General features: G+C 67.4%; 11 protein-coding genes and 1 pseudogene. 6 read left to right on the forward strand and 6 right to left on the reverse strand.

What is annotated here, in order from left to right; genetic code table 11:
• From AB0J69_RS59835 to AB0J69_RS59855, 5 genes and pseudogenes are all read left to right on the forward strand, one after another.
• A partial coding sequence (locus AB0J69_RS59835; protein WP_364137868.1) for an integrase core domain-containing protein occupies positions 1 to 458 on the forward strand: 458 nt, incomplete at its 5' end.
• Between the two features lie 126 nt (positions 459 to 584).
• Positions 585 to 1,163 (forward strand): hypothetical protein, encoded by a 579-nt coding sequence (locus AB0J69_RS59840; RefSeq protein ID WP_364137870.1) that lies wholly within the window; start codon positions 585 to 587, stop codon positions 1,161 to 1,163.
• A gap of 137 nt (positions 1,164 to 1,300) precedes the next feature.
• Positions 1,301 to 3,754, forward strand: a complete 2,454-nt coding sequence (locus AB0J69_RS59845; protein WP_364137885.1) for a tetratricopeptide repeat protein — start codon at positions 1,301 to 1,303, stop codon at positions 3,752 to 3,754.
• A gap of 255 nt (positions 3,755 to 4,009) precedes the next feature.
• Positions 4,010 to 4,966, forward strand: coding sequence for a helix-turn-helix domain-containing protein (locus AB0J69_RS59850; protein WP_364137887.1), 957 nt, complete (start codon positions 4,010 to 4,012; stop codon positions 4,964 to 4,966).
• Positions 4,882 to 5,178, forward strand: a pseudogene (locus AB0J69_RS59855) (ATP-binding protein); the annotation flags it as partial. The gene AB0J69_RS59850 and the pseudogene AB0J69_RS59855, both read left to right, overlap by 85 nt.
• Positions 5,179 to 5,329: 151 nt before the next feature.
• Here the strand turns inward: AB0J69_RS59855 and AB0J69_RS59860 are convergent.
• The gene (locus AB0J69_RS59860; RefSeq protein WP_364137872.1) at positions 5,330 to 6,319 is read right to left on the reverse strand and encodes a hypothetical protein; all 990 of its coding nucleotides are present in this window, start codon (positions 6,317 to 6,319) and stop codon (positions 5,330 to 5,332) included.
• 288 nt (positions 6,320 to 6,607) lie between these two features.
• Here AB0J69_RS59860 and AB0J69_RS59865 point away from each other — a divergent pair, with 288 nt between their 5' ends.
• Positions 6,608 to 7,273: a helix-turn-helix domain-containing protein gene (locus AB0J69_RS59865; protein ID WP_364137874.1), complete on the forward strand. Its 666-nt coding sequence runs from the start codon at positions 6,608 to 6,610 to the stop codon at positions 7,271 to 7,273.
• Between the two features lie 424 nt (positions 7,274 to 7,697).
• Here the strand turns inward: AB0J69_RS59865 and AB0J69_RS59870 are convergent, their stop codons facing one another.
• The 5 genes from AB0J69_RS59870 to AB0J69_RS59890 form a co-directional block, all read right to left on the reverse strand.
• Complete coding sequence (locus AB0J69_RS59870; RefSeq protein WP_364137876.1) at positions 7,698 to 10,169, reverse strand: caspase family protein; 2,472 nt, start codon at positions 10,167 to 10,169, stop codon at positions 7,698 to 7,700.
• 483 nt (positions 10,170 to 10,652) lie between these two features.
• Positions 10,653 to 11,600, reverse strand: a complete 948-nt coding sequence (locus tag AB0J69_RS59875) for an SRPBCC family protein (RefSeq protein WP_364137878.1) — start codon at positions 11,598 to 11,600, stop codon at positions 10,653 to 10,655.
• A gap of 48 nt (positions 11,601 to 11,648) precedes the next feature.
• The gene (locus AB0J69_RS59880) at positions 11,649 to 12,299 is read right to left on the reverse strand and encodes an SRPBCC domain-containing protein (protein ID WP_364137880.1); all 651 of its coding nucleotides are present in this window, start codon (positions 12,297 to 12,299) and stop codon (positions 11,649 to 11,651) included.
• A complete protein-coding gene (locus AB0J69_RS59885; RefSeq protein ID WP_364137882.1) occupies positions 12,214 to 12,669 on the reverse strand; it encodes a metalloregulator ArsR/SmtB family transcription factor in 456 nt (151 codons plus the stop codon). The genes AB0J69_RS59880 and AB0J69_RS59885 overlap by 86 nt, the downstream gene beginning before the upstream one ends.
• Before the next feature lie 437 nt (positions 12,670 to 13,106).
• Positions 13,107 to 13,331 (reverse strand): VOC family protein (locus AB0J69_RS59890; protein WP_364137884.1); only part of this gene is annotated, 225 nt, incomplete at its 5' end.

The raw sequence follows: 13,331 nt of genomic DNA on the forward strand, positions 1-13,331 counted from the left end.
CCACCGCTCATCCGAGCGGGAGCTGGGTCATCCAAGCGATCAGGAATCTGGTGATGGATCTGGACGATGCGGGCTGTCGGGCGCGCCTTCTGCTCTGCGATCGGGATGGAAAGTTCCCGGCGCTCATGGACGAGATTCTCGCTGAGGTCGACATCAAGACGGTGTTCACCGGTATCCGGATGCCGCGCATGAACTCGATCATGGAGCGGTGGGTGCAGTCGTGTCGCCACAAGCTTCTCGACCGCTGCCTGCTGTGGAACGAACGCCACCTGCGGTACGCCCTACGCGAGTACGAACGGTTCTACAACCAGCACCGAGCCCATCAAGCCGTGGACCAAGCAGCGCCGCTGCGTCCCGCCCCCGACCCGATCACGGACCCCGAGCGAATCACCGACCCGAATGTACGCCGACGAGACCGGCTCGGCGGCGTCCTCCACGAATACTCACATGCCGCTTGACCTGCAGGGATGGAATTTTCGGCAGGCGCACAGCCCGAGCACCCCGCCCCGTCCCACGCCCGCCCCGTGACCTGCGACTTCAGGTTGGAAAAGGCCGAGTGAACTGGCAATAAGATATCGGCACGCGTGGTTGCGATAGCGACCGACGAGCCGGAGCGGCAACGATCAGACAGACCGCGCCGTTCCTACCATCCCGATTTCCAGATCGTGTTCGCGTTTTCTGTGTACGTGATCCATGGGCGTGTCTACCGTGAAGTCCCAAGTTGCTTGCAGGAGTGGAACGGGATGGACCCGATCATGCCGGCCGCGGCGACGAAGCTGCTGGGAGCGATGGCTACCGACGCCTGTACCCAGACTCGTACCAAGATGGTGGCCACGTGGCGTACCCCGTGCCCCAAGGGGGCCAAGGTGGTGCCGACTGACCTGGATACCGCCCACATCCAGCCCCAGCAGGCCAGTCGGCTGAACACCACCGACACCGCACATGCCCTGGAAGATATGTGGTGCCTATCGCTGCCTTACCTACTGGATGACGGTCCCACGCTAGGGCCGCTTCTGCAGCACCTACCGAGTGAGCACCTGGGGCGCCTCCCCTTTTCCATTGGTCAGCAGATTAGCGCCCCGACCATAAACATCCCCGACCGCGCGGATGACCAGGCGCGGCGGTACATCACAGGCCACGACCAGCAGACCACCGTGCTATGAGCGGCGACAACCGGCCCCAGGTGCGGATCGACGCTCACGCCAACGGTCAGGCCCGCCAGTACATCGCCGCCGGTGACCAACACATCCACCAACTGTCGCCACCGGTGTCGCCGGAGATGCGCACGCTCCCCCGTGACATGGTTGCATTCACCGGCCGGGATGAGGAATTGCGTCACCTCACCACCGCCGCCGCACAGAGCACCGGGATCGTGGCCATCCACGCCATCGACGGCATGCCCGGCGTCGGCAAGACTGCCTTAGCCGTTCGCGTGGCGCATCTGCTGGCTGCTAATTATCCCGATGGGCAGCTCTTTGTCGACCTGTACGCCCACACCCCCAACGTCCCCGCCGCTGACCCCGGCGAGACGCTGGGTCGGCTCCTGGCTCGCACCGGCATGGACCCGCGCCAGATCCCCGACGACCTCGGCGAGCGGGCCGCCCGCTGGCGCTCCCGCCTGGCCGACAAGAAGGTGCTGCTCATTCTGGATGACGCCACCGGGCACGCCCAGGTGGAGCCCCTTCTTCCCGGCGCGCCCAACTGCCTGGTACTGATCACCAGCCGCAGCCGGATGATCGGCCTGGATGGCGCCGAATCCCTCAACCTGGCCACCCTTCCGCGCGAGCAGGCGATCACGTTGTTCACCCGGCTCGCCGGGCGCGGCACCCTGACCTGGGCGGACGCTGAGGCGGTGGCAGGCTTGGTGCACTTGTGCGGCCATCTGCCGCTGGCGATCACAGTCCTGGCTGGCCGGATCGCGCACAAGCGCGCCTGGCCGCTGCATGCGTTTGCCACCGAGTTCGCCGTCGCAACCGACCGGTTGGGCGAGTTGGAGGCCGGGGACCGGGCGGTGCGCGCCGCCTTCGATATGTCCTACCAGCATTTACCGGCCGACCGGCAGCGGCTGTACCGACACCTGGGACTACACCCCGGTCCGGACATCGACGTCTATGCCGCCGCCGCCCTGGCTGACATCCCTCTGGCTCAAACCCGTCGCGAGCTGGAAGCGCTGTATGTCGATCATCTCCTAGACGAGCCCGGCCCCGGCCGCTACCGACTCCATGACTTACTGCGCGCTTACACCCGCGACCTGGCCACCGTCTGTGAGACAGCCGAGCAGCGCGAGCGGGCAACCGATCGGCTGCTGGCTTACTACACTCGTACCGCCCAGACCGCCAACTCCCACCTGACCCGCACCCCCTACCCTGCCCTACCCCCAGCTGCCCCCGATTCCGCATCGGCCGGCCCAGACTTAGCCGACCGTGACACCGCGCTGGCGTGGATGCGCACAGAGCACGACAATCTACTGGCCTGCCTGGAGCACGCCACTGCCCAAAGCCTGCCCCTCCCTCTCATCGAGCTGACCGCGGCCATGGCCGCCTACCTACGCCAGGAAGGCCCCTGGCAGCAGGCCGCCACCCTGCACCGCACCGCCGCCAACGCCGCCCACATGCAGCGTGATCCAGCCGCCGAGGCCACCGCCCTGCGCCACCTGGCCGACATCCGCTATCTGACCGGGGAGTACGCGCAAGCGGTCAGCCTGTTCGAGCGGACACTGGAGCTCCATGAACAACTCGGCGACCACCTCGGACAGGCCCATATCCTCAACAACCTCGGGTGGGTCCGGCGCATGACTGGGGAATACACGCAGGCGGCCGACCTGCTCAAGCGGGCACTGACGCTCTACGACCAACTCGGCCACCAGCTTGGACAGGCCCACACCCTCACCGATCTGGGGCGCGTCTGGCGCGTGATCGGGAAGTACACGCAAGCGGCCGACCTGTTCGAGCGGGCACTGACGCTCTATGAACAACTCGGCGACCACCTCGGACAGGCCCACGCCCTCAACGGCTTGGGGTGGGTCCGGCGCGTGACCGGGGAGTACTCGCAGGCGGCCGGCCTGCATGAGCGGGCGCTGGCGTTGTTTGAGCAGCTCGGTGACCGCCTCGGGCAGGCCCACGCCCTCACCGACCTGGGGCGTCCCCTGCGCGTGACCGGGGACTATGCGCAGGCGGCCGACCTGTTCGAGCGGGCGCTGGCGCTATATGAACAGCTCGGCAACCGTAGTGGGCTGGCCCACGCCCTCAACGCGTTGGGACGCACCCGACGCCTGACCGGAAAGTACACGCAGGCGGCCGAACTGCACGAGCGGGCGCTGGCGCTATATGAACAGCTCGGCAACCGACTCGGACAGGCCAACGCGATGCAGCAGCTTGGCTGCCTTCTTACCCGAACCGGGAAGCACCCAGCGGCGGCCGGCCTGCTGAAGCGGGCACTGGCACTGTTCCGCCAGGTGGGGGACCCCCAGGGAGAGGCCGAGGCACTCAACCACACCGGAGCCCTGCTGGCCGCCTGCGCTGGCCCAGAGCAGGCAGCCCGAATGTATTGGCAGGCACTGGACCTTGCCCGGCAGATCGAAAGCCCTTTGGATGAGGCGCACGCGCTGGAAGGTGTCGCCCGCTGCGCGGCCGCGACAGCGGACCGGAAGGTCGCGGTGACCGAGTTGCGGCGTGCGGTGGAGATCTACAGGCGACTCGGCGTCCCCGAGGAGACCACGGCCGCCGAGTACCTGGCCACTCTGCCGACCATGTGACGAGAGTAGACGTCCAGCACCTCGCAGCAATACGGCTTGCCCTCACAGGTGCGATGCTCAGTGACATCGGTAACCCACACTGTGCCTGCCGATCACCACATCCGCCCAGGTCATAACTCTGCGATGGGTTCGCGTGGCGACGCGAGCTCCAGCCACCAGGAAGGGCAAACGAGTACGGCATGATGATCGGCTGTGCTCCTTCGCCCGGCCTACCTCACCGTCACGAACACGTTCGCCCCGCTGCGGTTGCTGCCCATGGGCGATCGGGACAAGGACATCGAGATCCTCGCCCTGCGCCACCAGATCAGTGTCCTCGAACGCCAACTTGGCGCCGACAGCAGAGTCAGATTCGCTCCCGAGGACCGGGCCTTTCTCACCGAGCTCCTGGTTTCACTGCCGCGCGAGGTCCTGCGCCGGCTGCGGCTCCTCGTCCGCCCGGACACGGTCCTGCGCTGGCACCGCGATCTGATGAAACGACGTCACGCCCGAACCTGCCGACCGAAGCGGCCTGGCCGTCCACCCACCGTCCAGTCCATCCGCGCTCTCATCCTGCGTCTGGTCCAGGAGAACCCCGGCTGGGGTTACCGGCGGGTGCACGGTGAACTCTCCACACTCGGTATCAAGGTCGCGCCGTCCACGGTGTGGGAGATCCTCAAGCAGGAAGGTCTTGAACCGGCGCCCGAGCGGGCTTCCATCACCTGGGCCGACTTCCTGCGCAGGCAAGCCGACGCCCTGCTGGCCGCCGATTTCTTCGAGACCATCACCTTGAACGGGCAGCGCCAGTACATCCTGGCCGTCATCGAACACGCCACCAGGCGCGTCCGCGTGCTCGGCACCACCGCGCACCCGAGCGCGAGCTGGGTCACCCAGGCGATGAAGAGTCTGGTGATGGACCTGGACGATGCGGGCTGCCGGGCGCGCTTTCTGCTCCGAGACAGGGATGGAAAGTTCCCGGCCCCTCATGGATGCGATTCTCGCCGAGACCGGCATCACGACGGTGCTCACTGGTATCCGGATGCCGCGGATGAACTCGAGGCGATCATGACCATGCCCGTCGCACGCACATGCCGAGTTCAGGGTGTTTGCGGAAGCGTGGACGCGATTTCGGTCATGCCGATGAATTTTGCGGCCGCGTCGACCTCCTTTGTATCGATGAGCTTGGCTACATGGAATTTGATCGCCACGGAGCCGAACTGTTGTTCCAGGTTTTGACCGAAAGAGAGGAATCCAACAGTGTCGCCATCGCTTCAAACGAAAGTTTCAGCGGGTGGACGAAGACGTTCACCGAGCCACGGGTGTGTGCTGCCATTGTCGACCGCCTGACCTACGGCGGCAACATCATCGAGACCGGCACCGATTCCTACCGCTTCGCCAAATCCCAAGCTCAGGCCGCAGCCGGCAAGAAGGCCGCCGCCGCGAGCTGACCCGCCCGCTGGACATCTGCTCGGCTCGCACGCCCCTTCCGGGTCACCAGGACGACAGTGTCGGTCGGCGCTTCCGCCTCGAGGACATCGTGGCCTTGGTGGCCAACGGTTAAGAAGTCTGGAGCGATCTCGCAAGCGCCGAGGTTGAAGGTCAAGTTGGCGGAGCGGTGCGGCGGAGCCGTACCGCTCCAAAGGCGAGCAGCCCGAGGGCGGCCAGCGCGAAGACCGCGTTGCCGATGAGGTCCACATGCGCGGGCGCTGGGAAGCTCGGCGGCTGCGGGAAGCTGTGCCAGGCGTAGGTGACCAGGCCGGCAGCGCCCAGGGCGAACTTGTGCCAGGGTCCCCAGCCCGTGCGCCGGGACCAGCGCAGGATGAGCAGCGTCATCGTGGCGTAGAGGGCGAGGTAGAAGCCGACCGTGATCCACGCGGGCACGACGGACTCCAGCTTGATCCCCACCAGGGCGAGCAAACTCGGGAGCCAGAACGCCAACCCGGCCACGATGGCGATCGCGAAGACGGTCGACGGGTTGGCCGGTGTGGCCGAACAGAGGGGGCGGCGGAATCGAACGGACAGGAACGCGGCGGTGATCAGGGCGACGGCCGCGGTCAGCGTCCAGGTGATCTGAGCGGCCGACAACGGGTAGATGGCGGCCGGACTGGCCAGGGCGATGGGCACCGCGCCGCCTAGCAGGAACAGGACGGCTGACACGGTGAGGCCGGCCTTGCCGAGCCAGGGGGTGTCCGGACGGCGTGAGCCCGCCTCTACCATCGAGATCGGCACCGCGATGCTCCACACCCCATGGATGGCCAGGACGAACACGGTCCAGTAGGCGCCGATGCCCAGTGCCGGGATGAACCCGTAGTCGAGCAACCGTAACCCGACATAGTCGGGATCGAACAGCGACCGGGTGAGCAGGCCCTCCTCGATCACGGCATAGGCGAGCCCGAGCAGGATGATCCCCGGCCACCCCAGCCGCCACCGGCGGGCGACCTCACGAATCAGCAGCGCGCCACCGCCATAGAGCGGAATCAGCCCGATGATCATTGGTAGGGCGTTGATGGCGATGTTGCCCAGCAGATACTCGCCGATCAGCGGCGCGAGAACCAGCAGGCCAAGCGCAGGAAGAATGCGTTTGAACACCTCTATCCTCACCGGTTGCAGAGCTCTGCGCGCAGGGCAGTGCGCGAAGAGGTGGGATCGAAGGGACAGGCGGGTGCATGGTCAGGGGACGGAGTGACCGGCTCATCGCGATAGTACGTGTTCATCACGATTGAAAGCTATGTTGCTTTCAGAAATTCTGTCAATCAATGAATGCAGATGATGCAGGTAAAGTCCGATATATTGATGCGTTGACGGTGAAGCTGAATGCAATGAAACGTTGCATTGTGTGGTGTCGAACGCAATAGTGGTGTGGTGTCAGAAGGAAGGTTGACTCAGCAGGACCGCCGGCGCATCGCGACCGGCCTCGCCGAAGGGCGCTCCTACGCCGAGATCGCCAGGCGGCTGGACCGGCCGACATCGACGATCAGCCGTGAGGTCGGCCGCAACGGCGGTCCCAGCGACTACCGCCCCGAGCGGGCGCACCAGGCGGCAGCGCGGCGGGCGCGGCGCAGCCCGGCCCGTTCGCCCGAGGCCGAGCCCCGGGACCGCAAGGTCCTCGAGGTGGAAGAGGGAGCCGTCGAGATGGCGGTCGGGATGGGCCTGCCGAAAATGGTGGCGCGCGTGCTCATCAGCCTATGGCTGAGCGAGGACGGCAGGCTCACCGCGGCCGAGCTGTCGCGCGGGCTGAAAGTCAGTCCCGCCTCGATCTCCATGGCCGTGGGCTACCTGACCCAGCAGGGGCTGATCAGGCGCGAACGCGATCCGCGGCGGCGGCGCGACATCTACGTGGTCGACGACGACGCCTGGTACCACTCGACGGTGATCAGCTCACGGCAGACGCTCGCGGCGGCGGAGATCACGAAGGCGGCGGGGCAGACGCTCGGGCTCGACACGCCCGTGGGGCGCCGCCTGGCCAGGGGTGGTGCGTTCCTGGAGCGGATCAGCCTGGACGCTCTGGCGTCGGCCGAACGCTGGCGCGACCTCCCGCCGTGATCAGACCGCAGGGATCGGCACCCCAAACTCCGCTGCTACTCGGACAGCGGCGATCTCGCGTGCCAGAGGAGCAGGTCAAGATGGAGCGCCCGGAGGCGAAGCCAGGACGAACGATCTTGACCTGAGACGATGGTGCGTGACCATCCGGCCGCCGAGGATGAAGCGGCGTCAACGACTTCGGTGCCGCGAAGCGCTGCTCCTTCTCACCGACATTTCTTGCCAGCAACCGCCGTAAGCGCTGTCCAAACTGACCGACAAACGCTGCTGCTCGTCATCGACATTACCACTCGGGGAGATCGTCTCGGCGGAGTCCTTCGCAAATACCGACATGCCACTTGAACTGCATGGATGTAGTTTCGGCAGGAGCCATCATCGACGCTCTCAGAGCCGTCCCCTGAACGACTAGGCCGGCCTCTGTCCATGATCAGCGCTTGACGTACCACTTTTGCACCGTTTTATCCGTCCCGGTGGTGAAGAGAGCCTGTCCGTCCGCCGTGAACGCGAGGTCGGTGACCTTGCCGGTGTGGCCGGTCAGCGGCGTGAGCCCCTGACCAGTTGCGGCGTCGAACAGAGCTGGTTCGCCCTCCGTCGTCACGGCGGCGATGAGGTTGCCGTCCGGGCTGAACACCAGATCGCCCCGCACCGTTGCGGTCAGAGTCGCGCGAGCCTTCCCGGTCGCGAGGTCGAAGAGGCGGACGCTCCCGTCCTTGTCGGTCGCGTACGCCTTGGAGCCGGGCGTGAAGCCGGCCAAGCGCCCGGCTTTGACAACCGAAGTCAGCCGTTTCCCATCGGGCACGCGCCTCAGCTCGAAGCCGCCCTTGCCGCCCGGCAGCGTGTCGGCGAGCGTCTTGCCGTCGGGGCTGATCCACACCGGGAACCAAGCGTTGTCCAGGGTCGCCGTGGCTTTGCCGCCGGCCACGTCCCACACCTTCGTCACCCCGCCGGCGGCACCCGTGACCAGCACCTTCCCATCCTGGCTGAAACCCATGCTCTGGATCCCGTTACGGTGGCCGGCCAACGTGGCCAGCAGCTTGCCCGTCGAGGGGTCCCACAAGCGGATCGGCGCGTCAAAGGGCTTTTCGGCGGCGAGCGTGCTGGCCGTGGCGACGGTCTTGCTGTCCGGGCTGAACGCCACGGCCGCGGATCCCCGGTGGCCGGTGAACGAGGCCATGACGTCGCCCCTGCTGGTGTTACGCAGCGAGGCGGTCGTCGTGCCACCCCAACGGACGCCCAGCGACTTGCCGTCCACCGTGGTGACTTCGCGCTTGCCGTCGAAGTAGGCGCCGGCGACCAGGTTGCCGTCCGGGCTGAAGACGACGCCGTTGTCCGTGTCGAACGTCGCCACCTTCTGGCCGGTCGATGTGTCCCACAACCTCGCGATCCGCGCGGCGGCCTGGTCGGCCGGCGGGTCGAGCGTGACCACCCAGCGGCCGTCGGGGCTCAGCTCAGCGGACTCGATCGAGCCGTCGTGACTCAGCGTGATCATCCCCAGCGTCGCCCCAAAGCCTGCCGAGCCGCCGCCGCTCCCTGTAGTGGGCTGCTTGGGCAGTGCGGCGACGATGCCGATCGTAGCGGCGATGGCGACGACGAGGCCGATCGCGCTGAAGCCCAACACGCGTCGGCGCTTCGTGACGCGCACCGGGGCGCTGCCGGGTGGCGACGGCGATCGCATCTCAACCCCAGGCGTCTCGATTGCGGGCGTCTCGACCCCAGGCGTCTCAATTGCGGACGTCCCGACCCCAGGCGTCTCGATTGCGGACGTCTCGGTGGGCGTCCCGATCGCGGGCGGAGGTACGGCGGGCGGGGGCAGCAGGGGAGGCGCGACGTCACCCAGGGCGGCAGCGGCGGCCGCCCGCACCTGCCTGCTGTCATCGTCGTCGCGTAACCTGGCGAGCGCCTCACGAGCGGCCCGCCGATAGCCCTCGCGCCCCCCGGCGAGCAGCTCGGCGAGCGCTCGCACCGCCTCCAGCCTCAGCACGGGCCGATCGCTGCCGAGATCCGCGCGGACCTCCTCCGGCAGTATGGCCGGGCGGACGCTGCGCGCGACCACCAGCGCCCCGGTCGTCTCGAAGCTCCACTTACGCGGCACCTGCCCGGCCCCGGCCTCGCGGACGCGCCGGGCGACGTAGTCGAACAGCTCGTCAACGGTGATCTCACCATCGTGATCCAGATCGGCGCCCCCGGTCCGGAGCCCGTGCACCAGCGCTTCGGTGAAAATGGACGGCTGAGCCTGGTAGGAGGTGAGCTGGCCGCCCTCGAACGCGTACTCGGTCGCGCTGGACGCGGTCAGCACCGTACGCCCGGACCCACCCCCGCGGAACTCGTCGCCGAGGTAGACGGTGCGATCCGCGCGCACCGGAGTGTCGCGCGCGAACGCCCCGCTGTAGCAACAGTCCAGAACCAGCAGCACCGACCGCGACGCGGACTCATTCATCTGCTCAGAGATGAACGACGCCGGCAGCCCGGTCGCCGCGAGCGAGCCCAGCTCGGTGTCGGCCGCCGCCAGGTAGAGCCGGCCCCGCTGGTCCTTGAGCCCGTGGCAGGAGAAGTGCAGGAGCAGGACATCGTCAGGCCGCCGGTCGGCGAAGAGAGCCGCGACCCGGCGGCGTAACACGGACTCACCGGCATCGGTGAGCGTTTCGACGTCGAAAGCACCGATGCCCGGCTCACCGAGGACCTGGGCAAGCGCCCTGATGTCGGAGACCGGCGAACGCAACCGGCTCAGCCCGGGATCCTGGTAGGCCGCGTTGGCCACCAGAAGCGCGCTCCGCCGGCCGACCGTACCGGAAGCAGCCGCACCACCAGACGTAGTACCGGTCTCGACGGAGACCAGGACCCGGCGACGACGCGGATGCGCCTGCCGCCACCGCTGGACATAGTCCGCGATCTGCGCCACGGACGCCGCCGTGGACAGTCCCGTCACCAGGAAGCCGATCCCGGCGGCGAGCAGCTCGGCCGACCGGGTCCCCTCAGGGGCCGGCCCCTCCATCGCGCGCGTGACCCCGGGGATCCCCGACGCCAGCAGGTCCCGGCGGAGCTGGATGGCCAACTCCTCGACCTCTACCGGATCGACGTCGGCCCCAGCCGGGGTGATCCGCAGTGAGAAACCGTTCTCTTCGGACATCGCCGCTCCGGATCAGGGTGTCGAACGTGGCAGACACCTCGATGCTGCCCGAGGAAACCAGCCGCGCGCCACGTTTTCCGGGGGTCGTCTCATGGACTCCCGTCACCGTGGGACGCGCGCGGCCGACAGCCTGCACGACGCCTACGCTGTCGTCCCGTTCCACGAAATTCGCCACTTGAAATGAGAGAGCAAGACCAGTGACCACCCCAGATACAACTGGCGAACCGCAGGTCACCGATAACATCACACGACGGATCAAACGAGAAGGCACACCCGTGGGGCGGTGGGAAGTTCCCCGGAAGGTGCCGGGTGGACCTCCAGCCAGTCACGCGGGTTGAACGGGGCCACCTCGCCCTCGTAGCCGGGGTCGGTCCGGCGTAGCTGCATGTACGGGTGGTAGGCGCGGGGGTCGGGGGCCGGCTGGTCGGGCAGCACGTACCCGGTGATGTTGTAGTGCGTGCCGATCAGGGTCACGCGCTGGCCTCGCTGGTATCCCCAGTCGACGCCCAGCCGGTAGGCCGGGAGCCGCATGCAGTAGGGCGGGTTGTGCCGGTGGTGGTCGCCGATGCCGTCCGGGTAGGCCGGGCCACACTTCGGGCACCGGGTGTAGTCGGCGGACTCCTGGCGCTCATGCTCGCACCGGTCGCAGTCGGCCCGGTGCTCGTCGTGCTCCAGGTGCTCGCGCATCTCCCGCTCGCACTCGGCGTCTATGGCGGCATCCTGCGCCAGCTCGGCGCAGTAGCAGCCGTCACAAGTGGTGCAGACTCCACACCCTCCGCACAACGCGCGCAGGTGGTGGCCGCACGCGGCGTTGACATCATGGTCAGGGTTGCCGTCCCAGGAGGAGACCCAGGGACGCCCATCCCGGGTCAGGCCTGCGCTGAACACGGCGGGCTCGACGGCCTGGCGCGGTTTCGATGATGGTGCCGCCGAAGGTGAGGCGGTCGCGTTGGGCCCGCCACATGCCCTCGCCGACGATCTCGCGGTCGTAGTGCACGACGACCGCGAGATCGGGATGGCGTGCAGGTCTGCAGGATCCTCGCGCGTGATGGTCTCGGTGGCCTCCATCCTCTGCTTCCCCATCTGGAACACGACTCGCGAGGTGGTCCCGAGCTGGCCGTGCACCCCGTTCACCGGCTCGTGCAGCACCAGGCCCCGCAGCCACTTTGGCATCTGCGGCGGGTCGGCGATCAGCTGGACCACCTTCTCGCGGGGCAGGTCTATCTCGATCGAGCTCGATCGAGGTGTACTTCATCGCTCGTTGCCTCCGGGGACGTAGAACGCGGTGGTGGCCTTGACCGCGGCCGCCACGTGATCCGGATCGCCGCCGGCGGCCAGGTGAGCTTCGCCCCATGCCACAGCGCTACGCCTGGCGAACTCGCGGCCCGCGGACGAGGTCTGGAACTCCTCGTGATCGGGGGCCTCGCCGTCGGCTAGGAACCGGGCCAGGGTGAGGAGACGCAGGTCCCAGCCCACACCACCGGCACCGGGACCGTAGGTCGGGAACATGGGCTCCCCGACTGCCGCTGCATGGACCAGTTCGAACTCGGTGCCCCCGGCAGGGCTCGGGGACAGGAGCACCTCGACCTCACTCGTACCCGGCCACTCGTCGGCCTCCGGCCCGAAGAGCCAGGACACCCGCAGCCGCCGCGGCGGGTCGCAACGGAGGATCTCGCCGTGCTCACCGCTGTCCAGTTCGAACGACCCCCCGAGCCGAAGGTTGCCGGTGACTGGCTCCAACCAGCGGCCCAGCCGCTCGGGGTCGGTGATGGCGTTCCACACCTCGTCGACCGGTGCGTCGTAGCAACGCCGCAGCTCAATCGTGTACGCGTCGCCGGCGGGCAGGGTCGCGATGCCCATCGTCCGGCGCGCAGCGGCCAGTTCGTCCAGCACGTCCTTCATGTGATGTTCCTTTCGCTTGCGGATCGGCCTTGCCAACACCCGGGTCCCGGGATGCACGCCTGCCGCGGGCCAGCTCAGTTCCCAGGGCATCGAGCCGCTGATCCCAGAACCCGCGAAACCGGTCCAACCACACGTCAACCTCGCTCAGCGACGTGGGGTCGACGGCGTAGAACCGGCGAGCCCCCTCAGCCCGGACCGACGCGAACCCGTTCTCACGCAGAACGCGCAGATGTTGCGAGACAGCCGGCTGGGACAGTGCGAACTCGGCCCGGATCACGTCTGTGATCGCGCCAGAGGTCTGCTCACCGTCGGCAAGCAGCTCCAGAATGCGCCGGCGCACCGGGTCTCCGAGGATGTCGAACGCGTGCACGACCCACGATCATACCAGGCATAACTTATATAAGTCAGCACTGGCACTTCGGCGTCACCGCGGTGCCGACGTCCATCGACATCCGATACGCACCATCGATGCTGGTGCCAAAAGAGACCGACATCCGGTGTCAGCTGAGACCAACGTAGCCATCCCGCCAGCCACCTCGCGGATCACCTCGCTGACGCGGGCGCTCCGCCATGATCGTCGCGTCCCCGACGATTTCACGACGCCCTACTCCTGTGATGTGACCTGTGCCACTGGCCATTCTCAGGGCGGCACTGCTCGGGTCGAGCCGAGATAACGGGAATTCCGGCCATGGGTGGATCTTGAGCGCTCTGACCTGCTGCAACGTCGAGAGGGTTCGAGCTCCGCCGTACGACTCGGGCCTCGAATAACTGCCGGCCTCCGCTCAGCGCTTCCGCCAGCGCTTCTGCTCAGCTCTTCCGCTCACCCAGGACGCAGAACTCGTTGCCCTCCGGGTCGAGGAGGGTCACCCAGTGCTGCTCGTCCTGCACGGTGTCGACGCGCCGGGCACCGAGGGAGAGCAGCCGGGCGACCTCGGCATCCTGGTCGTCGGGGCGGAAGTCGGGGTGGAGCCGGTTCTTCGACGTCTTGCCCTCGGCGACAGGCACGAAGAGCAGCCCCGGCATCCGGTCCGG

Source organism: Nonomuraea sp. NPDC049709, assembly GCF_040674815.1.
GTDB lineage: Bacteria > Actinomycetota > Actinomycetes > Streptosporangiales > Streptosporangiaceae > Nonomuraea.

Coding starts and splice junctions, on each gene's coding strand:
- AB0J69_RS59845 (WP_364137885.1), top strand. CDS start 1,301: ATGGTTGCATTCACCGGCCGGGATGAGGAATTGCGTCACCTCACCACC.
- AB0J69_RS59850 (WP_364137887.1), top strand. CDS start 4,010: ATGGGCGATCGGGACAAGGACATCGAGATCCTCGCCCTGCGCCACCAG.
- AB0J69_RS59880 (WP_364137880.1), bottom strand. CDS start 12,299: ATGAAGGACGTGCTGGACGAACTGGCCGCTGCGCGCCGGACGATGGGC.